The sequence below is a fragment of the Mariniflexile gromovii genome, assembly GCF_017814435.1.
GTDB classification, from domain to species: domain Bacteria; phylum Bacteroidota; class Bacteroidia; order Flavobacteriales; family Flavobacteriaceae; genus Mariniflexile; species Mariniflexile gromovii.
In genome coordinates, this window is record NZ_JAGJCB010000013.1 from 26,412 (window position 1) to 48,700 (window position 22,289).

General features: G+C 33.3%; 23 protein-coding genes. 13 read left to right on the forward strand and 10 right to left on the reverse strand.

The annotated features are described in order from the left end of the window. The first annotated feature begins 4 nt into the window (after window positions 1-4). From J8H85_RS12930 to J8H85_RS12945, 4 genes are all read left to right on the forward strand, one after another. Window positions 5-823 carry a universal stress protein gene (locus J8H85_RS12930; protein WP_209655628.1) on the forward strand — a complete coding sequence of 273 codons (819 nt, stop codon included), beginning with the start codon at window positions 5-7 and terminating at the stop codon, window positions 821-823. 31 nt (window positions 824-854) lie between these two features. Next, window positions 855-1,484 (forward strand): carbonic anhydrase family protein, encoded by a 630-nt coding sequence (locus J8H85_RS12935; RefSeq protein WP_209655629.1) that lies wholly within the window; start codon window positions 855-857, stop codon window positions 1,482-1,484. 16 nt (window positions 1,485-1,500) lie between these two features. Beyond that, window positions 1,501-2,157, forward strand: coding sequence for a DUF2490 domain-containing protein (locus tag J8H85_RS12940; protein ID WP_245243810.1), 657 nt, complete (start codon window positions 1,501-1,503; stop codon window positions 2,155-2,157). A 99-nt stretch (window positions 2,158-2,256) separates the two neighbouring features. Beyond that, the gene (locus J8H85_RS12945; protein WP_209655630.1) at window positions 2,257-4,110 is read left to right on the forward strand and encodes a SulP family inorganic anion transporter; all 1,854 of its coding nucleotides are present in this window, start codon (window positions 2,257-2,259) and stop codon (window positions 4,108-4,110) included. A gap of 199 nt (window positions 4,111-4,309) precedes the next feature. Here J8H85_RS12945 and fbp read toward each other — a convergent pair whose 3' ends face one another. Then, a complete protein-coding gene (fbp, locus tag J8H85_RS12950; RefSeq protein WP_209655631.1) occupies window positions 4,310-5,317 on the reverse strand; it encodes a class 1 fructose-bisphosphatase in 1,008 nt (335 codons plus the stop codon). A gap of 120 nt (window positions 5,318-5,437) precedes the next feature. Here fbp and J8H85_RS12955 point away from each other — a divergent pair, with 120 nt between their 5' ends. The 5 genes from J8H85_RS12955 (at window position 5,438) to J8H85_RS12975 (ending at window position 11,783) form a co-directional block, all read left to right on the forward strand. Next, entirely contained in the window at window positions 5,438-5,917 is a 480-nt protein-coding gene (locus J8H85_RS12955; RefSeq protein ID WP_209655632.1) for a GNAT family N-acetyltransferase, read from the forward strand. A 94-nt stretch (window positions 5,918-6,011) separates the two neighbouring features. Next, window positions 6,012-7,262: an aspartate kinase gene (locus J8H85_RS12960; protein WP_209655633.1), complete on the forward strand. Its 1,251-nt coding sequence runs from the start codon at window positions 6,012-6,014 to the stop codon at window positions 7,260-7,262. A 22-nt stretch (window positions 7,263-7,284) separates the two neighbouring features. Then, window positions 7,285-9,114 (forward strand): GNAT family N-acyltransferase, encoded by a 1,830-nt coding sequence (locus tag J8H85_RS12965; protein WP_209655634.1) that lies wholly within the window; start codon window positions 7,285-7,287, stop codon window positions 9,112-9,114. 548 nt (window positions 9,115-9,662) lie between these two features. Then, window positions 9,663-10,193, forward strand: coding sequence for an outer membrane beta-barrel protein (locus J8H85_RS12970; protein WP_209655635.1), 531 nt, complete (start codon window positions 9,663-9,665; stop codon window positions 10,191-10,193). A gap of 15 nt (window positions 10,194-10,208) precedes the next feature. Next, window positions 10,209-11,783 carry a T9SS type A sorting domain-containing protein gene (locus J8H85_RS12975; protein WP_209655636.1) on the forward strand — a complete coding sequence of 525 codons (1,575 nt, stop codon included), beginning with the start codon at window positions 10,209-10,211 and terminating at the stop codon, window positions 11,781-11,783. A 70-nt stretch (window positions 11,784-11,853) separates the two neighbouring features. Here J8H85_RS12975 and J8H85_RS12980 read toward each other — a convergent pair whose 3' ends face one another. From J8H85_RS12980 to J8H85_RS13015, 8 genes are all read right to left on the reverse strand, one after another. Beyond that, window positions 11,854-12,198 (reverse strand): TM2 domain-containing protein, encoded by a 345-nt coding sequence (locus tag J8H85_RS12980; RefSeq protein ID WP_209655637.1) that lies wholly within the window; start codon window positions 12,196-12,198, stop codon window positions 11,854-11,856. Between the two features lie 67 nt (window positions 12,199-12,265). After that, a complete protein-coding gene (locus J8H85_RS12985) occupies window positions 12,266-13,030 on the reverse strand; it encodes a sulfite exporter TauE/SafE family protein (protein WP_209655638.1) in 765 nt (254 codons plus the stop codon). A gap of 52 nt (window positions 13,031-13,082) precedes the next feature. Continuing rightward, window positions 13,083-13,469, reverse strand: coding sequence for a VOC family protein (locus tag J8H85_RS12990; RefSeq protein ID WP_209655639.1), 387 nt, complete (start codon window positions 13,467-13,469; stop codon window positions 13,083-13,085). A 24-nt stretch (window positions 13,470-13,493) separates the two neighbouring features. Beyond that, window positions 13,494-13,865 (reverse strand): VOC family protein, encoded by a 372-nt coding sequence (locus J8H85_RS12995; protein ID WP_209655640.1) that lies wholly within the window; start codon window positions 13,863-13,865, stop codon window positions 13,494-13,496. Between the two features lie 18 nt (window positions 13,866-13,883). Next, the gene (locus J8H85_RS13000; RefSeq protein WP_209655641.1) at window positions 13,884-14,339 is read right to left on the reverse strand and encodes a DUF1801 domain-containing protein; all 456 of its coding nucleotides are present in this window, start codon (window positions 14,337-14,339) and stop codon (window positions 13,884-13,886) included. 24 nt (window positions 14,340-14,363) lie between these two features. Continuing rightward, window positions 14,364-15,299 carry a 2-hydroxyacid dehydrogenase gene (locus J8H85_RS13005; protein ID WP_209655642.1) on the reverse strand — a complete coding sequence of 312 codons (936 nt, stop codon included), beginning with the start codon at window positions 15,297-15,299 and terminating at the stop codon, window positions 14,364-14,366. 288 nt (window positions 15,300-15,587) lie between these two features. Then, entirely contained in the window at window positions 15,588-17,135 is a 1,548-nt protein-coding gene (locus J8H85_RS13010; protein WP_209655643.1) for an Rne/Rng family ribonuclease, read from the reverse strand. A gap of 408 nt (window positions 17,136-17,543) precedes the next feature. Then, the gene (locus J8H85_RS13015; protein ID WP_117173525.1) at window positions 17,544-17,834 is read right to left on the reverse strand and encodes an HU family DNA-binding protein; all 291 of its coding nucleotides are present in this window, start codon (window positions 17,832-17,834) and stop codon (window positions 17,544-17,546) included. Between the two features lie 139 nt (window positions 17,835-17,973). On the opposite strand from J8H85_RS13015, the gene mutY reads away from it, so the two are divergent. From mutY to gldD, 4 genes are all read left to right on the forward strand, one after another. Beyond that, entirely contained in the window at window positions 17,974-19,014 is a 1,041-nt protein-coding gene (gene mutY / locus J8H85_RS13020) for an A/G-specific adenine glycosylase (protein ID WP_209655644.1), read from the forward strand. A 218-nt stretch (window positions 19,015-19,232) separates the two neighbouring features. After that, the gene (locus J8H85_RS13025) at window positions 19,233-19,685 is read left to right on the forward strand and encodes a single-stranded DNA-binding protein (protein ID WP_209655645.1); all 453 of its coding nucleotides are present in this window, start codon (window positions 19,233-19,235) and stop codon (window positions 19,683-19,685) included. A 48-nt stretch (window positions 19,686-19,733) separates the two neighbouring features. Further along, window positions 19,734-21,038, forward strand: coding sequence for a gliding motility-associated protein GldE (locus J8H85_RS13030; protein WP_209655646.1), 1,305 nt, complete (start codon window positions 19,734-19,736; stop codon window positions 21,036-21,038). After that, window positions 21,039-21,620 (forward strand): gliding motility lipoprotein GldD, encoded by a 582-nt coding sequence (gene gldD, locus J8H85_RS13035; RefSeq protein WP_209655647.1) that lies wholly within the window; start codon window positions 21,039-21,041, stop codon window positions 21,618-21,620. Between the two features lie 53 nt (window positions 21,621-21,673). On the opposite strand, the gene J8H85_RS13040 is transcribed toward gldD, so the two are convergent. Then, window positions 21,674-22,168: a heavy-metal-associated domain-containing protein gene (locus J8H85_RS13040; RefSeq protein WP_209655648.1), complete on the reverse strand. Its 495-nt coding sequence runs from the start codon at window positions 22,166-22,168 to the stop codon at window positions 21,674-21,676. Window positions 22,169-22,289 lie beyond the last annotated feature (121 nt).

The window sequence follows — 22,289 nt, forward strand, 5'->3', positions numbered from 1 at the left end:
CATCATGAAAAAGAACAAATACAACATAGTGGTGCTTGCAGATTTAAAAAAATCTGTAAACACCACTTTAAAAAGCGCTGTGAGTCTAGCTAAAATGATTGATGGCGAAGTAAGTTTTTTTTATGTTAAAAACGCAGCTAAGGTGGTAGATAGAGACAACCAACTTTCTGCAATTCGTAGTATCAATCACGATTATACGGCAACGGATAAGAAAATAAAAAAGATAGTTGAATCTGTTTCCAGCGAGTTTCAGGTTCCTATAAACTATTCATTTTCTTTTGGTAATGTTAAGCACGAAATAGATGATTATATAAAAGAAAACAAACCCGATATTATTGTTTTAGGAAAGAAAACATCAAATTCACTAAATTTGATTGGTGATAATATTACTAAATTTGTTTTAAAACAATATCACGGTACTATTTTTATAGCAGATACCAACAATATTTTGGACCCTAATAATAAAATATCTTTAGGGGTACTGAACAATACGGAAACACTGTTAAATACCAGTATAGCAGAAGACTTATTGGTATATGCCCAAAAGCCCATAAAATCTTTTAAAATAGTTGATAAATCGGATACATTGGATGAGGTTAATAGCGCTTCAGAAATTAACACCATAGATTATGTTTTTGAACAAAATGATAATTCCATCGATAATCTATCAAACTACATAACAAAAAATAATATCAATTTGTTGTGTTTTGATAGAATGGAGGAAAAATCTAATGCAGCAAAAAAAAATATTAGAGCCATTATAAACAAAGTTAACGTCTCGCTACTGTTACCAGGAAACCAAAATCATTCATTACAACAATAACCATTTACATAAATTAAAAAGTAAAAATATTATGAAAGCACATACAAGAGAAACCCAGGCAACCATGACCCCTCAAAAATCTTTACAATTTCTAAAAGAAGGCAATGTAAGGTTTCAAAATAATTTAAAAGCAAACCGTAACTTGTTAGAGCAAGTTAACGATACCAGTGAAGGACAATTCCCTTTCGCAACCATTTTAAGCTGTATTGATTCTAGAGTTTCGGCTGAATTGGTTTTCGACCAAGGTTTAGGCGATATTTTCAGTGTTCGTATTGCGGGTAATTTTGTAAACGAAGACATTTTAGGAAGCATGGAGTTTGCCTGTAAGTTAGCTGGAACTAAACTAATCGTGGTTTTAGGGCATACAAGCTGTGGTGCAGTAAAAGGCGCTTGCGATGATGCCAAACTTGGAAATTTAACATCCATGTTAAGCAAAATAAAACCTGCTGTAGAAGCTGTTACAGAACCTGCAGATAAAAGCCAAAGAAATTCTAAAAACTTAGAATTTGTAGATAACGTTGCAGAAAAAAATGTACATATCGCTATTGAAAACATTAGAATGCAAAGCCCTATATTAAAAGAAATGGAAGACAATAACGAAATTGATATTGTTGGAGCTATGTACGACATCAATACAGGTGCTGTAGCATTTTTTGAATAAACGATATAAAAATATTATGAAGAAGAAGATAAGTATGGTGGCACTAACATTAGCGTTGGTGCTGCCTAACTTTATTAACGCGCAAGACAGTAATTTTGGAAATTGGCTCATATACATTGGAAATAAACAAGTAAATTCTAAATGGAATATTCACAATGAAATCCAATACCGAAATTATAATGCTATTGGCGATTTAGAACAATTGCTATTAAGAACCGGTTTGGGTTATACCTTTAATGAAGGTAAAAACAATGTTTTATTGGGTTACGGTTATATACTATCCGAAAATTACATAGGAGATACCGACGATAAAACAAGTGTAAACGAGCATCGAATTTTTCAGCAATTTACATCTAAACAAACGATTGGAAGCGTTACATTAAACCATCGTTACCGTTTTGAGCAACGTTTTGTTGAAGATGATTTTAAAATGCGCTTTCGTTACTTTTTAGGATTGAATGTCCCTTTTACAGAAACTGGAAAATGTTATTTTTCAGCATATAATGAACTATTTATAAATACTGAAAGCGCTGTTTTCGATAGAAATAGGGTTTTTGGTGGTGTTGGTTATCATTTAAATAAAAATATTAAACTAGAGGCAGGTTACATGAACCAGTTTTTTGAAACCTCGGGCAGAGATCAATTCAATTTAATTGCTTTTGTAAATTTCTAAAGGCAATCCGTTTTAAAAAGACGCCAACACTTTTTTATATAATAGTTTCTTTCTTGATTTTAAATAATTAACTTTAGAAATCTTAATACTAAACTATATATGAAAAACCTGTTTTCAAATTTAAAAGGAGATGCCTTTGGAGGTATTACCGCTGGTATTGTTGCATTACCATTAGCTTTAGCATTCGGGGTTTCATCTGGTCTGGGTCCAAGTGCTGGACTGTATGGTGCCATTTTTCTAAGTTTCTTTGCTGCCCTTTTTGGCGGAACCAACACACAAATTTCAGGTCCAACAGCACCTATGACAGCCGTTAGTATGGTTGTTATCGCAGGAATTATAGCCGTAAACGATGGCGATGTTGAAAAAGCACTTCCTGCTATACTTACCGTATTCTTATTATCTGGTTTAATGCAAATTGGACTAGGCCTTTTAGGGCTTGGTAAATACATAAAATACATTCCTTATCCTGTGGTTTCTGGTTTTATGACGGCCATAGGGGTTATTATTCTAATCACACAAATTTTACCTTCCATTGGATATTATCCAAAGGAAGATATGGAATATGTAAACACGTTTAAACCACAAGCCGAAGAATTAATTCTTGAAAACATTTTAAAAGAAGAAGCAGGCGAAGGCATTTTAGTGTTAGAAAACTTTAAAGAAACGGTAACAAGAGCAGAAAATATTACCGAAAATGATATTTTAAAAGAATCTAAAACACTTGCAAAAAATGATGCTTCTGGGGTTTTAGGTACCATAAAAAGTTTGCCCAGAGCCCTTCAAAGTATTAACTGGTTAGAATTAATTTTAGCCCTTTCAACCATTTTCATCATATATGGTTTTAAACGCATCACAATAAAAATACCTAGCACTTTAGTTGCTTTGGTGGTTGTATCCGGTGCTACCATCGCTTTTGGACTGAATTATAGACCCATTGAAGAAATTCCTAGTGGTATACCCATTCCACATTTAGAAGTTTTTACTGGTTTTAGTATTGCTAGCATAACACCTTATGTTTTTACAGCGTTAACGTTGGCATTATTAGGCGCTATCGATTCTTTATTAACAAGTGTTGTAGCCGATAATATGACTAAAACAAAACACAAACCAAACAAAGAGTTAATTGGTCAAGGTATAGGTAACAGTATTGGCGCTCTTTTTGGCGGTATTCCTGGTGCAGGTGCGACTATTAGAACTGTTGTAAATATCAATTCGGGTGGAAAAACAAAACTTTCTGGTATGATAGCAGGTATCATGCTACTTATTATCTTGTTAGGCCTTGGCCCTATTGCATCAAGAATCCCAGCTGCGGTTTTAGCTGGTATATTAATTACCGTTGGGATTGGAGTTATGGACTATAAAGGACTTAAAGCCATACCAAGTTTACCAAAAGATGCTAAAATTGGGCCACTTAAAGTAAGTTCAGAAGTTATTATTATGCTTGTGGTTTTACTACTTTCTACTTTTTGGAATTTAGTTTATGCCGTAGGAATCGGGCTTATAATTGCATCTTTAATGTTTATGAAAAAAATTGGCGATTTAACTGCTGAACGTTCTGATGTTAAATCTTTAAAGGAAGAAGCTTGGGCTGATGAACTTGGTTTCCCTGAACAATTGAAGGAAAAAGTATTTATTAAGCATATTAAAGGCCCTTTGTTTTTTGGCTCAACAAACGAATTTCAAAGTTTGGCAGCTCAAATTCCAAGTTCTGCCTCCATGGTTATTATTCGTTTGGACCGTATGCAGTATATGGATCAATCAGGCTTGTACGCCATGGAAGATGTGCTTCAAGAACTAAACAAAAACAAGATCACCGCTTTATTTGTTGATTTATTGGATCAACCAAAATACATGATGGAACGTATTGACATTATTCCAGATTTAATGCCAAGAGAGCATATTTTTGAAACCTTTAATGAGTGTATCAACTGGATAAAAACCCAAAAAAGTTAAAAGCATAAAAGAGGCTGTCTGAAAAGTATCAACAAGTGTCATTCTGAATTCATTTCAGAATCTTAACTTTTTGATAATCAATATTTATTAGAAACTGAAACAAGTTCAGTTTGACAATATATAGACATTTCAGACAGTCTCTTTTTTTTATGTTTTATAATTAAGTCCTTTGTCTCAACTCTAAAATCTATTGTCTTTTTTATTGTGCATCACGTATAAATTCTTCGCACTTTTCAACCATGTTTTTACTACCGCATATAAAAGGTACACGTTGGTGCAACTCGGTTGGTTTAATATCCAAAATTCTGGTAAAACCATCACTGGCTTTTCCGTTAGCTTGTTCTGCTAAAAACGCCATAGGGTTGCATTCGTACAACAGGCGAAGCTTACCATTTGAAGTTAAAGAATTTTTAGGATACAAGTAAATACCGCCTTTTATCATATTTCTATGAAAATCAGAAACCAAAGACCCAATATATCTAGAAGTATACGGTCTATCGCCTTCTTCCTTTTGGCAATATTTAATATAATTTTTAACCCCTTGCGGAAAATGAATATAATTCCCTTCGTTCACAGAGTAAATATGTCCGTCTTCTGGAAACTGCATATTGGGGTGCGATAAATAAAACGACCCAATGGCAGGATTTAAAGTAAATCCATTAACACCTGCTCCTGTAGTATAAACCAGCATGGTAGAGGTGCCATAAACCACATAACCTGCTGCCACTTGTTGACTCCCTTTTTGCAGAAAATCATCAATAGTTACAGGTGTTCCTACAGGTGTAATACGTCTGTAAATTGAAAAAATAGTACCAACAGATACATTTACATCAATATTAGAAGAACCATCTAATGGGTCTATTAATACAACATATTTGTTTTGATGATTTTCATCTTGACTATTAATGGCAATAAAATCGTCTTCTTCTTCACTGGCAATACCACAAACTATGTTTCTATTGGTAAGGGTTTGAATAAACTTTTCATTAGCATATACATCAAGTTTTTGTTGGTCTTCACCCTGTATATTGGTGTCGCCGGCAGCTCCAATAATATCTACTAAACCTGCTTTATTAACTTCATGGTTTACTACTTTTGCGGCTAGCCTAATGGAGTTTATAAGGCTAGATAATTCCCCTGAAGAATATTTAAAAGCAGCTTGATTTTCAATGATAAATTCTCCTAAAGTTTGCATTTTTTGAGCCATACATTTGCTTTTTAGTACTACAAATATCTACTATTTTTTAATCAACTACAACGTTTTCGTCAAAGATTAACCTTTGAAATAGTCAACTTTAAGTTATCTTTGAAATAATTAAAAAATATTATGAGTTTCACAATTAGAAGAGCTAAAAAAGAGGATATGCCACAAGTTTTGGCACTTATAAATCAATTGGCACATTTTGAAAATGAACCTGATGCTGTTGAAGTTACCTTGAAAGATTTAGAAAATGACGGTTTTAATGAATCGCCAGCTTTTTTTTGTTTTGTTGCCGAAATCAACTCGAAAATAGAAGGTATTGCTTTAGGTTATAACCGCTATTCTACATGGAAAGGAAAAGCAATTCATTTAGAAGATTTAATAGTAAATGAAACCATGCGAGGCACTGGTTTAGGAACTGCATTACTAGATGAAGTAGTTAAATACGGATATCAATTAGGTGTTAAACGTATTAATTGGGAAGTGCTTGATTGGAATGAGCCTGCTATTAATTTTTATAAACAGAAAGGAGCTACCATAAAAGAAGAGTGGCGTGTTGTGCACATGGACGAACAAAGCATAAAAAATTATATTTCTAATATTTAGTTTCAAAGTTTCAAAGCTTCAAAGTTTCAGAGCTTCAAAGTTTCAGAGCTTCAGAGTTGAAAATAATATGTTTACTTAACAACTAACCAAAAAAATGCAAGTATATAAATTTGGTGGCGCATCGGTTAAAGACGCCAGCGGTGTAAAAAACGTGGCGGCATTACTTCAAAAAGTAGGTCATAAAAACACCTTAATAGTAGTTTCCGCAATGGGAAAAACAACCAATGCTTTAGAACTTGTAATTAAAAATTATTTTGAGAATAAAACCGAATTACAAAGTTCGCTTCAAGAAGTAAAGAAATACCATAATGAAATTCTCTTAGATTTATTTGAAAATGAAAACCACATAGTGTACAAAAAAGTAGCATTGTTTTTTGATGAATTAAACAACTTTTTTAACACAAACAAATCGCCCGATTATAACTTTGTTTACGATCAAATTATCGGCTATGGCGAATTGATTTCAACAGTAATTATTAGTGAATATTTGAATTTTATTGGGTTAAAGAATAATTGGATAGACGTTCGTGAGCATATTAAAACCGATACTTATTACCGAAGTGCCAATATCAATTGGGAGGAAACCCAACAACGTATTTCAACAAATTTCAACAAAACCGTTTTAAATATTACCCAAGGGTTTTTAGGAAGCGACCCTAATAATTTTACCACCACACTTGGTAGAGAAGGAAGCGATTATACCGCAGCTATTTACGCCTATTGCTTAAATGCCGATAGCGTAACTATTTGGAAAGATGTGCCAGGGGTTTTAAATGCAGACCCACGCTATTTTGAAAATGCTCAATTGCTAAATAAAATAAGCTACCGCGAAGCCATTGAGCTGGCTTTTTATGGGGCTTCGGTAATCCACCCAAAAACCTTGCAACCTCTTCAGGGTAAAGAAATTCCGTTGTATGTAAAGTCATTTTTAAACCCTGAAGCACCGGGAACACGTATAGGAAAAAACATTACACTAGAGCCCATGGTGCCTTGTTTCATCGTTAAAAAAAATCAAGTTTTAATTTCATTATCCTCTTTGGATTTTTCATATATCGTAGAAGAAAACATTAGCGAAATATTTAATTTACTACATTTATATAAAATGAAGGTAGATGTAATTCAAAATTCGGCCATTAGTTTTTCGGTTTGTGTAGATAATATTTATGATAATCTTGACAAGTTATTACACCATTTAAAAGCAAAATTTAAAGTAACTTGCCATGAAAATGTGTCTCTTTACACCATAAGGCATTACAACCAAAACGCAATAAACCAAATTGAAGAAGGTAAAACCGTGTTATTAAAACAATTAACACAAGAAACTGTTCAAGTAGTAAGTAAATAAACAATTTAGTACATTTACAGTCATGACCAAACAACAAGATTCAGGATTAGTCTCAGCTAAAGAAGTGGCTAAAGTAATAAACGTGGACAACTATGGCTTTATAGGAACGTTTATTGGCTGGTTACTTATGAAAGTGTTAAAAATATCTACTTTAAATAGATTTTACAACCGCAACAAACACCTAGAAGGCGTAGAATTTTTAGATAAAATTTTAGACGAATTTCAAATTAAATTCGAAATTCCGGAAGAAGATTTAAAACGACTCCCCAAAGATGGTGCTTATATTACCGTGTCTAACCATCCGCTAGGTGGTATAGATGGTATTTTACTATTGAAATTAATGTTGGAACAACGAAACGATTTTAAAATAATTGCCAACTTTTTATTGCACCGCATCGAGCCAATGGCACCTTACATTATGCCGGTAAACCCGTTTGAAGATAGAAAAGATGTTAAATCTAGCCTTGTGGGATTTAAAAACTCCATTCTTCATTTACGGGAAGGACGCCCATTAGGTATTTTTCCAGCAGGTGAAGTTTCAACTTATAGAGATGGAAAATTAGTGGTAGATAGACCTTGGGAAGAAGCCGCCATAAAATTGGTGAAAAAAGCAGAAGTACCCGTAGTTCCTATCTACTTTCACGCTAAAAACAGCCGCTTGTTTTATAAACTTTCAAAAATTAGCGATACCCTACGAACCGCAAAATTACCATCGGAATTGTTAACCCAAAAACGCCGTACCATAAAAGTGCGTATTGGAAAACCCATTTCGGTTGAAGACCAAAAAGAACACGCATCGCTTGAAGAATTTTCAGAATTTTTAAGGCGAAAAACATACATGCTATCAAATGCCTTTGAAGAAAAATCGAAAATATTAGATAACATCCAATCTACTTTAAAAACACCCAAAGCACCAAAGCGTATTGTAACACCTGTAGATTCGGCGTTAATGATTAGTGAGGTAGAAGCTTTGCGTAAAGACGATTCTAGGCTGTTGCAGAGTAAAAATTACGAAGTGTTTTTGGCGGAGGCATCTAAAGTACCCAATATTTTACGGGAAATTGGACGTTTACGCGAAATCACTTTTAGGGAAGTTGGAGAAGGTACCAATGAAGCTATTGATTTGGATGCTTTTGACAATTATTACCACCATATGTTTTTATGGGATAACGAGCAAAACCTGTTAGCTGGTGCTTATAGAATGGGCTTGGGTTCTAAAATTTTTGCCGAATATGGCATCAATGGTTTTTATTTACAAGATCTTTTTAGGTTTGAACCCGAATTACATAAAATGATGAGCCAGTCTATAGAAATGGGGCGCGCATTCATTATTAAAGAATACCAACAAAAACCAATGCCTTTATTTTTACTTTGGAAAGGCATTGTTCACACTACATTACGTTACCCAGAACATAAGTTTTTAATTGGTGGTGTAAGCATCAGCAATCAGTTTTCAAACTTCTCAAAATCGTTGATGATTGAGTTTATGAAATCGCATTACTACGACCCGTATTTGGCACAGTATGTACACCCCAAAAAAGAATTTAAAGTGAAACTTAAGGACGCCGATAAAGATTTCGTTTTTGATGAAACCGAGGCCGACTTAAATAAGTTTGATAAAATAATTGATGAAATTGAACCAGGAGCATTACGCTTGCCTGTACTTCTAAAAAAATACATCAAACAAAATGCACGTCTTATGGCTTTTAATGTAGACCCGTTGTTCAACAATTCGGTTGATGGCTTGATGTATATTAAAATTGCTGACTTGCCAGAAAGCACTGTTCGGCCAGTAATGGAAGAATTTCAGGCAGAATTGGAGCGTAAGTTGATGGAGAATAATGGAGATTAACGTCATTACGAGGGAAGTATGACCGAAGTAATCTCTCCAATTAAATTTCAATATACTTTAGATAACCAATAAACAGATTGCTTTGTCATTTTCTACAGCAATGACGCAAAAAGCCTATTTCAATAAAGGTAATGTTTTACCATACATTAGTTACGGGAAATCCGTAAAACGAAAATTCTTAAAAAAAATGTGAGAAAAACTTGTGTAATATGTTTTTTTTTTTTTTCATATTTGTATTGTCCAAAAGCTTATTCTTTGTTTAGTCTATGCAAAAAAGATGTTGAGGGCATTAAAGAGTACTTTTTAACTAGCGCTAGTTTTTTTATTTACTCCCTAAGTAATATTTAGCAGCGTAATAATACAGTTTTTAGACGGCTGTATGTATTTATAGACTAACCATAGACCCAACCATATAGACCATTTTATAGACTGCATAGACAAAAAAACGTGTATGTTAATTGTATGCAGTAAACATTATAAACTTAATGCCAATAAGCATTAAACCAAATAATTATTGCAAATTTTTAACCTATTTAATATTAACACAAATGAAAACATTAACATTATTTTTCTTAATTGTATTTACAACCGTATTGACTGTTAACGCCCAAATAACCGAAGGTAATTGGATGGTTGGAGGAACCGGAAATTTTTATAGCTCTCAACTTAAAGATAATAATATGACCAGTAATGGAATAGGATTAGAGTTAAGACCAAATTTAGGCTTTTTTATTATAGATAAGTTTGCATTGGGCGTTACACCTCTTTTTGTTTATACTAAAGCACAAGATGGCAATTCGGCAATAAGTTATGGTATTGGACCATATGTTAGATATTATTTTTTAAAACCTGAAAATAGAGTAAATGTGTTAACACATGTTGGATATACTTTTTACGGAAACGATAATTCTAATGAAAAGAACACTGCTTTAGATTTCAAAGCTGGTCCAGTATTGTTTTTTAACAGTAGCGTTGCTCTAGAAATGACATTGAATTATAACTTAAACAAATTTGCTACCTCAACAAAGTATAACATTTTTAGTCTAGGATTAGGTTTTCAAATTCATTTAGAAAAATAGCAAAAATTATTAATCATGAAAAAAATATTATTTCTAATGCTTTTATATTTAACGTTTACAAATATAAACGCACAAATTACTACCTCAATTACTAGCGTGTATTTGAATAACCAGACAACAGTGTCTAATTGTAACACGCTAGATTTTGGTACTGTTCAAAATAACAATCTAGTTTTAAATTTCAAGCTTTCCAGACCTCAAATCTTACCCAGCGGAACAGGTACGTTAAGGATTATGTTAAAGTTAAACTCTACTTCTAATCCTCAAGTAATTGGTTCGCCTCAAAGCATTCAAGATACTTTTTGGTCTGGCGATTCATATGAATCAACTATTAGTGGTAATATATCTGCATCTCAAGTTCAACAAACGGGAAGTTCTATTTATTTAGAATTTGAAACTTCTGGAGGCAATAAAACTTCAAGTTGTAGCTATCCAATTACTAAAACGCCAACACCAGAGTTTAATTTACAGCCAACATCATTGAATGTCTCTTGTGGTTCAACAAGTTCTTACGTATTTACAGTTGTAAACGTCAACAATTCATCAGGTACTGTAAGTTATAGCTGGAATGTTGGTTCTGGGTGGAAATATAATGGTGTTCCTGTAAGTGGTACATTTACAACTACCACTAATGTAATTCAGTTATCGCCTGCATCAGGTACTGTATTGCCTTCAAACGTAACTATGACACCTACTTTAAACGGCACTACTTATCCAACAAAAACCACAACCATAAGTCGTCCTAATATTTCACAAACAATTACAGCCATATCTGGTGCATCTACATTATGTAGTGGTAGTACAAATTACAATTTTGGTACTGAAAATGTATTAACGGGGCAAACAGTTACTTGGAGTTTATCTAACAGTACGGTCGCCACTTTAAGCAATGCTTCAAATACGGGGGTTACACTAAGCTTAATTGGCTATGGTGGGGTTGCATTAACAGCTACCATAACTAATGGCTGTGGTCAATCTTATAGCAAAACTAAAAACTTGTTTGCTGGTGCTCCATCGGCTATAGCAGTAGCTAGAGGTACCGCGCAATCTGAGTATTGTGATATAAAGTACCATTATGTGCCTTTTATTATTAACCAAGGTACATCTTTAAATTTTACTTATTTATATCCAAATGTATCTTACAGTTTAATATCCAACGGTAATGGTGAATATACCTATACTTTTGCATTTCCAAAAGCGTATAGTGGTTATTTTAACATGTATGCAGTAGTTACAAATAGCTGCGGTTCTTCAAATTATGAAAGTGAAGGCGATTTTTATATTCAAAGCTGTAGCGAGATTCAATCTATGGCGAGTTCTAATAAATCAAATCTTGACACCATTTTTAAAATTTATCCAAATCCATCAAACGATGTGGTGTATTTAGATTTGGTTGACGCTAACAATGTCCCAGAAAAAAATACCGAAATAAGTGCTTCTTTATATGATATGCTAGGTTTTGAAAAAGAAAAGGTTAAAATTAAAGACAATAAAGCAGTTATTGATGTGAGTGCATTACCTTCTGGACTGTATGTTTTAAGAATAACCATTAATGGTGAAACGGAAACACATTTAATTTCGAGAAAATAAAAAAACATCACAAAAAAAAAGCAGTTTTAGAAAATCTACCTAAAACTGCTTTTGTTTTTTATGATTTTACTTAAAACCAAGGTTTTCTACCCACTTGGTAGGTTTGGTAAAACTCTTCATCAGTTTTGGTTAAGTATATAATGCCTTCAATTAACCCTACTATACCTACTAGCGAAGCCGCAATTCCGCAAGTAATAACTCCTAGAATGATGGTAATAACCAACATAATAATACCTTCTTTTTGATATCCTAAGATAAATTTATGAACTCCAAAAGCACCAAGTAAAATAGCTAAAACACCAGCTAATATTTTTTTGTTTTCACCAGCAGCAATTTTATTTGCTTCTTGTGCAAATTCTCTTGCAGATTCTTTAGCCCCATCTACCGCATCGTTTAAGTTTTTTTCGTCAGACATGTTTTTGATTTTTTTTGGTTAAGATATAAATGTAGTAAAAAAATGAATTGGTTGCGTAAAACAACAGTTACCTAAACAACATGATTATGCCCCCTAAAGCGGTAACAATAAACACAAACCTTCTGTAATTAACATTCGAAATGAGCTTAACAATATAGGCCCCTAAGAAAAAACCAAGAATAACTGCTGGTATTAATACCGAATTTAAAACCAAGGTTTCTACACTTACGGTATTCCAAACGAATATATGAAATGGCAGTTTGAACACGTTGATGATAAAAAACAACCAAGCGGCGGTACCAATAAATTCGTTTTTAGGCATACGCATGGCTAGAAAATAAATATCGGAAATAGGGCCTGCTAAATTACCAACCATAGTTGTAAAACCAGCTAGAAACCCTGCTGAATTTGAAAACCACTTGTTGGTTGGTACCGTAGTGGATTTTCTGTTCTCCATATAAAACATAATGAATACAGACCCTATGATGATGACTGCCATAATGCGTTTAAAAACAGCTTCAGAAATATCATTTCCTACCCAAACACCTACTAAAACTCCAATAACCATTGAGGGTAGTAGTTTTTTAATATACTGCCACTGCGCATGTTTGTTATAATAAACAACTGCAAAAATATCAGCAAAAATTAGCATGGGCAGCAATATACCCGTTGATGCTTTTTCACCAAAAACAAAAGCAAGTATTACAACAATAATAATACCTATACCTTTTATACCCGATTTTGATAAGCCCAATAAAAAAACGGCGAAACAAATAGCAGCCCATTGTAATACAGTAAGATGAAAAGATTGAAGAATGTCTAAGTATGTCAAAGTTTGGTGTTTGGTGTTTTTTTGTTTTTTGGAACTTTAATATTGATGCTTTTTATAAAAAAGCAGCATCTATAGGTTCCCAAAGTTCTATTTTATTGCCATCATTATCTAAAATCCAGCCAAATTTACCATAATCGTAGGTTTCCATATCTCCAATTATTGTAACGCCTTCCTCTATTAAAACCTTTAGTAATGCTTCTAAATTTTCAACCCTATAATTAAACATAAAATCTTTTTTTGAAGGCTCATAGTATTTGGTGTCCTCCGCAAACGGACTCCACTGGGTAGAGCAGTCTTTACCATCTTTATCTTTCCACCAAAAAGTAGAACCGTAATCATCGGTATTAAATCCTAAATGTTTTTGGTACCAATCTTTAGTCGCTTTTGGGTCTTTTGTTTTGAAAAACAACCCGCCAATACCTGTTACTCTTTTTTTCATTTTGGTAATATGTTTATTGAAAAATTAAACGTGTTGATCTACAAGAATGGCATTCCCATCAGGGTCTAAAACCACAAAACTTGCCGGGCCAGAAGTGGTTTCGTCTGCTTCACTTTCTAGTTTTACTCCTTTTTGTTTGAGTTGTTTTTGAATATCACGAACATCATCAAAAGTAGCTAGTTTGGTAGCATTTTCATCCCAACCAGGATTAAAAGTTAGTATGTTGTTTTCAAACATTCCTTGAAACAGTCCTACCAAGGCATTGCCATTTTTCATAATAAGGTAGTTCTTGTCTAAATCGCCAGCAAACTGCGAAAACCCTAAGTTTTCATAAAATTGTTTAGACGCCTTAATGTCTTTAACGCTAAGGCTTATTGAAAAGGCTCCTAATTTCATATCGTTGCGTTTTATAAATTACTTTTTAATATTCTTTTCATAAATGTTTATCCATTCTTCAACAGTCATTTTTGACGCTAACTCTCCAATAAGTTCATAAGGAATATCGTCTATATATTTAAACCTAATACAACTTTTCCCCATATCCAGTTTGCGTTTACAATGTTTAGGATATTCAGAAACGAACCAATTGTATAATTCTTTTGTGGCGTACACACTAGAACTATACACAGCAATAAAGTTTTTTTGTGAAGCAATATACATAAAAGGCAAAGGCAATTCGGGTGTGTAATGGTACCCAGCGGGGTATATGGTATGCGGTACAACGTAACCAATCATACCATAGCTTATGGTTTCTTCGAATCCTTTTGGTAGATTTTTATTGATGGTTTTGCGTAATTTTATAATAGGCTCTTTTCGGTCTTCAGGAAGTTGACTAATATAATCTTCAGGGGAGTTGGCTTGGTATTGCATGAGCTTAACTTTAGAATTCTAAAGTTAACAAAATTTTGCTTTAATTTTATCTACAATGGTTTGTGCCAATTTTTCTTTGCTTTCAACGGTCCAACCTGCTACGTGTGGGGTTAGCAATACGTTTTCTGAAGCTATTAAATATTGAAAAGGCTCTGGCATAATTGAAGTGAACATATCCTCAAACGATGCTTTTTCGTATTCCAAAACATCTAATCCCGCACCAAGGATTTTACCCGATTTTAATGCTGAAACCAAGTCTTGAGTCACAACACTTTTACCACGTGCGGTATTTATAAACCAAAACGGTTTTTTGAATTGATTGATAAAATTAGCATGAATCATATTTAAAGTTAAAGGTGTTTGTGGCGTGTGTAAACTTACAACGTCCACCTTTTCCTGAAATTCATTTAACGCTACTTGTTTTGCGTTGGCATCGCCTACGCCATTTTTAATATCATAGCACAACACCTCAACATCAAAACCTCTTAATTTTTTAGCAAAGGCTTTTCCCATATTGCCGTAACCTATAATGCCTACGGTGCGTCCATCGAGTTCGATACCTCGGTTGGCTTCACGCTGCCATTTGCCATTTCTAACTTCTTGGTCGGCTTTATTTAGTTTGTTGAAAAGAGAAAGCAGCATGCCCAATGCATGTTCGCCTACTGCATTGCGGTTGCCTTCGGGTGCTGCAATAAGTTCGATACCTTTTGATTTGGCATAATCGCAATCTATATTTTCTAATCCTGCGCCTACACGACCGATGAATTTTAAATGGGTTGCGGCATCTAAAAATTGCTTATCGATAGAAATACGGCTTCTTAATACGATCCCATCATAATCTTTAATTTTGGCTTCGATATCTTGTTTTGAAGATGTATAATCTTCATGATTGGTGAAACCTAAATGGTTTAGTTGGTTGATTAGAAGTTCGTGATTGGTGTCTAGGTGAAGGATTTTCATATACTAATATTAGACTGTAAATTTATGAAGTTTTATACAAACAAAAATGAAAATTGAATTCTAACTGAACTTTGCGGATACGCCTGAGTTAGGGATTACTCATGTATTTTATTTTTAAATTAATGAAATCGTGAATGCTACGCATTTGAAGTGGAAATCCTTTTTAATTTTAAAATGGACCAGACTTTGATTTTGAAATAAAAATTGGCAGATTGTTTGGTCGTACCTCCAATGACGTTTTAAAACAAAAAAAAAGCCTTACTAAACAAATAGTAAGGCTTTTTTGAATTATTTAATTTGATTACCATCTTTATCGAAAAAGTGGTATTCTAAATACGTGTAAGCATCTCTTGGTAAAATTTTAACCCATTTTTTGTGTTCAAAAAACCATTTTGAACGTGTTGATGGAAAACCTTTTGTTAAGAAGGCTGCTATAAAAGGATGTGTGTTTAAAGTCAGCTTTTTATAGTCTTTTTTTAATAATGTTTCAAGGTCGTGCGTAATTTTTTGCACAATTCCTATAGGTGCTTCAACCTCAGAGCCATTCATTACCTCATCAGGGTTTTCTTCCTTAGTTTTAATGTTCATTTCTGGGCGAACGCGTTGTCTTGTTATTTGTATCAAACCAAATTTACTTGGGGGCAATATTTTGTGTTTTGCTCTGTCGTCCTTCATTTCATCACGAAGGTGGTTGAAGAGTTTTTGCCTGTTTTCAGCATTCGTCATATCAATAAAATCGACTACAATGATGCCCCCCATATCGCGTAAACGCAGTTGGCGCGCCATTTCGGTAGCTGCAATTAAATTAACTTCTAGTGCTGTGTCCTCTTGGTTGTTTGCTTTATTTGAGCGGTTGCCGCTGTTTACGTCTATAACGTGTAAAGCTTCGGTGTGTTCTATTATTAGATACGCACCTTTTGCCATAGAAACGGTTTTTCCAAAGGAGGTTTTAATTTGTCTTTCAATCCCAAATTTTTCAAAAATAGGGACGTTAGACTGATACAATTTTACAATGGATTCTTTGTTTGGTGCAATTTCTTGCACGTAATCTTTAATTTGAATGTAGAGCGCTTCATCATCAACATGAATAGCAGTAAAGGTGTCGTTGAATATGTCTCGTAATATTGACGAGGCTTTATTCATTTCACCTAACACTTTACTTGGATGATGTGCTTTGTGTAGCTTTTTGCACATTGCGGTCCAACGACCTAACAAATTTTGCAAATCTTTATCTAGTTCAGCTACTTTTTTGCCTTGTGCTACAGTGCGTACAATAATGCCAAACCCTGGTGGCGTAATGCTTTTTACCAATCGTTTTAGTCGGTCTTTTTCATCTTTGTCTTCTATTTTTTGAGAAATGGAAATACGGTTTGAAAAAGGTACTAAAACAATATATCTACCAGCAATAGAAAGCTCGGAGCTTATTCTAGGGCCTTTGGTTGATATAGGTTCTTTTACTATTTGTACCAATAGCGATTGATTTGATTTTAAGACATCAGAAATTTTTCCGTCTTTATCAATATCTTTTTCAAATGGGAAATTTTTTAAAGTAAAATCTTTTAACTTACCTGTGCTTACACTTTTTGTGAATTTTAAAAGCGAAGGTAGCTTTGGGCCTAAATCATGATAATGCAAAAATGCATCTTTTTCATAGCCTACATTTACAAATGCAGCATTTAGGCCTGGAACAGCTTTTCTTATTTTGGCTATAAACACATCACCAACCGAAAAGTTATTACCATCTTCGTCTTTCTGTAATTCAATAAGTTTTCCATCTTTTAATAAGGCAAAATCAACGTGCTCGGAACTAGATCGAATAATCAATTCTTTATCCATTAAGTTAATTTTTATCCATACTTTTTAGTACACAGTCTCAGTTTACGGTTTGCAGTATACTACTGAAAACTGTTACTGAAAACTGATAACTGAATTGTACAGATGGATTAAACAATATTTTTCACAGGATTTTTAATATCCGTGGAGTTTATAAAACACCATTAAGTGTCTAAAAATTTAATAAACTCATTTCAATGAACGTTTTTGTTTTAAACCGAAAAAAGTAGCTTTTATAACTACTTTTTAGGGTTTATTTTTTCTTTTTGTGACGGTTAGCACGTGCACGTTTTTTTCTTTTGTGCGTTGCTACCTTATGTCTCTTACGTTTTTTACCACTTGGCATAAATAGAGTGTTTTTTGATTAATAATTTATTTTAATACTGAAAACTTGTTTCAGCCAATGCATTTTTACTTAACGTCTACATTTGTTTTAACACCTTCTACAAATACTTTTGCAGGCTTAAATGCAGGAATATTGTGTGATGGTATTTTAATAGTAGTGTTTTTTGAAATGTTTCTACCGGTTTTCTCAGCTCTTGTTTTGATAATGAAGCTACCAAAACCTCTTAAGTAAACATTATCACCACTTTCTAATGAAGATTTTACTTCTTCCATAAATGTTTCAACAGTTGCTTGAACATCTCCTTTTTCAATTCCTAATTTATCAGAAATTTTTGCTACTATATCAGCCTTAGTCATTTTTATTATATTTTATTAAGTTACTATAAATTTTAAAAGGGATGCAAATATAGGAATTTAAAATTCAATATTTCAAACCTAATTCATTAAAATTTAAGATTATAAACGTTTATTTTTGTTCGCAGCATTTATTTAATTAATGATATTTTCAAAAACTTTAAACAACTGGTATTCAATTAATAAGAGAGATCTCCCTTGGAGGCAAACAAAAGACCCTTATTATATTTGGCTATCGGAAATTATTTTACAGCAAACACAAGTGGCCCAGGGTTTGCCATATTACGTCAGATTTACAGAAGAATTTCCGTCGGTTTTTCATTTGGCTAATGCCCAAGAAAGTGAGGTTTTAAAACTTTGGCAAGGGCTTGGTTATTATTCCCGTGCCAGAAATTTGCATACTACTGCAAAACATGTTGCCAACCAATTGAACGGGGAGTTTCCAAACAATTATAAAGACTTGCTAAAACTGAAAGGTATTGGCGATTATACCGCAAGTGCCATGGCATCCATTTGTTTTAACAAACCCGAGGCTGTTGTAGATGGCAATGTGTACAGAGTATTGGCACGCTATTTTAGCATAGATACCCCTATCAATTCATCAAAAGGTGTAAAGGAGTTTAAACAATTGGCACAAGAGCTCATTAATAAAAAAGACCCTGCTACATTTAACCAAGCCATTATGGAGTTTGGAGCAACACAATGTAAACCCCAAAGTCCCGATTGCACTATATGTCCATTTGTTAAAAGTTGTATAGCCTTCAATACAAATAGAATTAATGAACTGCCTGTAAAAATAAAATCTGCGAAAGCGAAAAAAAAGTATTTCAACTTTTTGGTTTTTGTTGATAATAATGAAAGAACCATTTTAGAACAACGCCATGGGAAAGGCATTTGGCAAAATTTGTATCAGTTTCCTTTAATTGAGACTTCCAAAAGTTGCGATTTTAAAACCTTAAATAATCTGGCTAAAAAGCATTCATTATTAAATGGTCATACTTTTGAGTTGTCCTTATATAATGACCAAGATATTGTGCATAAATTATCACATCAACATTTACACACTAAATTTTGGATTGTAAAAGTGAACAATGCCTTGCCCAATGCCATCCCAAAAAATGAAATACATACCTATGCGGTGCCTATTTTAATTGGAAATTTCATTGAAAGTTTTAACTTCTAAAATGCTCTTAAATGTTAAACGTTTGGGTTTCCGGTGAAATTGTCATTCAAAAGACATCGGAAATCCCAATACTAAAAAGATGATTTTAATAAATTCAACATTTTTCATGGGCATAGTTATCGCAATCAAATTTTTTATTAATTTTAAAAAAACGAAAAGCAAGTCGTTAAAATGCAAAGCAATTCAGTAATTTTGCTATCCTATTAAAAAACAAAATTATGTCTGGAACATTAAATAAAGTAATGCTAATTGGGCATTTGGGCGATGAGGTAAAAATGCATTATTTTGAAGGTGGTGGTTGTGTTGGCAGATTTCCATTGGCAACAAACGAAACCTACACCAGTAAGCAAACTAATGAGCGTGTTACCAATACCGAATGGCATAACATTGTAGTTAGAAATAAAGGTGCCGAAATTTGCGAAAAGTATTTAAGCAAAGGCGATAAAGTATATATTGAAGGCCGATTGAAAACCAGAAAGTGGCAAGATGAAAGCGGTGCAGAGCGTTATTCAACCGAAATTCAATGTACAGATTTCACTTTTTTAACTACCAAGAAAGAAAGTGAAAGCAATGCATCAAACGCTGCGCCAACTACGGCACAAAAACCTGTTGCAAAACAAACTGAAGCTCCAGAGCCAATTGGAGACGAGGAAGACGATTTACCATTTTAAAAATGTCTCGATACAACGAGAGCTCTTTGTTTAACCAAAACCATAGCATTGGATCCTGACCCCGCGAGTTTTAAAAGTTTAATGATTGCAATTGATTTTTCAATTGTTTTAGGCGTTGTTTTATTGTTTTTGCTGTTGTTTTTTTCGGCACTTATTTCTGGAGCCGAAGTCGCTCTTTTTTCGCTTTCCAGAATCGATATAGAAAAAGGATTGGAAGCAAAATCAAGACGCATTCAAATAATAACAAGTTTATTAGAGCGCCCTAAAAAACTATTGGCCACAATATTGGTTGCTAATAATTTTATAAATGTTGGCATCGTTATTTTATTTGCCTATTTAAGTAGTGATTTGTTCACTGGAATTGCATCGCCAATACTAAAATTTGTAATTGAAGTAGTTGTAGTAACCTTTTTAATTTTATTGTTTGGCGAAATTTTACCTAAAATTTATGCCAGCCGAAACAATTTAAAGTTTGCCACTTTTATGGCATATCCCCTAAAAGTTTTAGATGTGCTTTTGTCGCCCTTAAGTTTGCCTATGCGCAGCATGACCATAACTATCCACAATAAATTAGGAAAGCAAAAATCGAATTTAAGTATCGACCAATTATCACAAGCTTTAGAGCTTACAAGTAAAGAAGATACTACCAGGGAAGAGCATAAAATATTGCAAGGCATCGTATCTTTTGGTAATACCGATACCAAACAAGTTATGCGCCCTAGAATCGATATTTTTGCTTTAAATATCGATCAAAAATATAGTGAGATTATGCCGGAAATAGTGAAAAATGGTTATTCACGAATCCCGGTTTATAAAGACAGTATAGATACCATAAAAGGGATCCTTTATGTAAAAGATTTATTACCATATATTGATAGAAAACAATTTGATTGGGCTAGCTTAATTAGAGAACCATTTTTTGTGCCAGAAAACAAAAAGTTGGACGATTTAATGGCTGAATTTCAAGACAAAAAAGTACATCTTGCGGTAGTGGTTGATGAATATGGTGGTACATCGGGGCTTATTTCATTAGAAGATATTATTGAAGAAATTGTAGGTGACATAAGTGATGAGTTTGATGATGAAGATTTAACCTATTCTAAACTAGATGACAATAATTATGTTTTTGAAGGTAAAACAGCTTTGAAAGATTTTTATAAAATTATTAAAGTTGAAGACGAAACCGTTTTTGAAGAAAATAAAGGTGAAGCCGAAACTATTGCGGGTTTTGTTTTAGAAATATTGGGTGGTTTTCCAAAACAAAACAGTAAAATAAATTTTAAAAATTACGTTTTTAAAATAGAAGCATTAGATAAAAAACGGATAAAGCTCGTAAAATTTACAATAACTTAAATGAAGCATAGTTTTTACTTATTGGCCGTTATTATCATGTGTTTATCATGTGGACAAGATTATATACCAAAGCCTAAAGGTTATTTAAGGCTAGAATACCCGGAGGCGCAGTATAAAAACACAAATATAGATGTGCCATTTTCTTTTGAAGCCAACAATTTAGCTTCAAAAATTAAATATAAAAAGTTAAAGTCGACCAAAGAGAGTTATGGTATTAATATTGAATACCCAACGCTTAAAGGCACTATTTTCCTAACCTATAAAGCTATAGATGGTGACTCTGTAACTTTAACAGAGTATCTTAAAGATGCCCAAAAATTCACTTTAGAGCATACTATTAAAGCAGATGAAATTCCTGTGTTCCCTTATGAAAATAAAAAACGAAAGGTGTATGGTGTTTTTTCTGAAGTAAAAGGAAATGTGGCATCACCAGCGCAGTTTTATGTAACCGATAGTGTTAAGCATTTTTTAGTGGGTTCGCTCTATTTTTATGCAAAACCTAATTACGATTCTATTTTACCAGCAGCAAACTATCTGAAAAAAGACATGGTTCAAATTATGGAATCACTTCACTGGGAATAAAAAAAGCTTCTTAATTTCAAATTAAGAAGCTTTTTATTAAAAGTATTTTAAGGTTATGCACTCTTTTTTGCTGTGCAACATTCTTTTTTACAATCACTTGAACAGGCTGTTTTTTCAGCTTCGGTTTTATCGGTACAACATGCCTTTTTACAATCTGCATCACAACTTGATTTATCAGAATGGCCACTTTTCATATCCTTAACGGTATAAGTATCTGAAACTTTAGTAACGGTTTGTTCTAATAATGCAGGGGTTACTTTTGCTTCATCATATTCAACCATAGCTAGTTTTTTGTCAAAATCAACAGAGGCAGATTTTACGCCATCCATTTTTGCAATTTTCTTTTCAATGGTTTTTGCGCATCCCATGGCACACGTCATACCCTCAATGGTGAATTCTGCTTTAGCATAAGTGGCATTTGGGTTTAGGGTGTGGGTAGCTTCGTTTGCAACTTCAACCGTTTTTACTTCTGGTTTGTTTTCGTTTTTGCAGCTCATAGCAAATAATGCTATAACCCCAATTATCATGATATTTTTTAGAGATTTCATTGTTTTTATGTATTTAATTTCAAGCAAATTTACTAAATAATGAGGTTTGTTAATTGGAAATTAATATTAAATGCGCGTTAAAATTATTTTTTTACCAAATTTTTCACGAAATTTAGTAGCA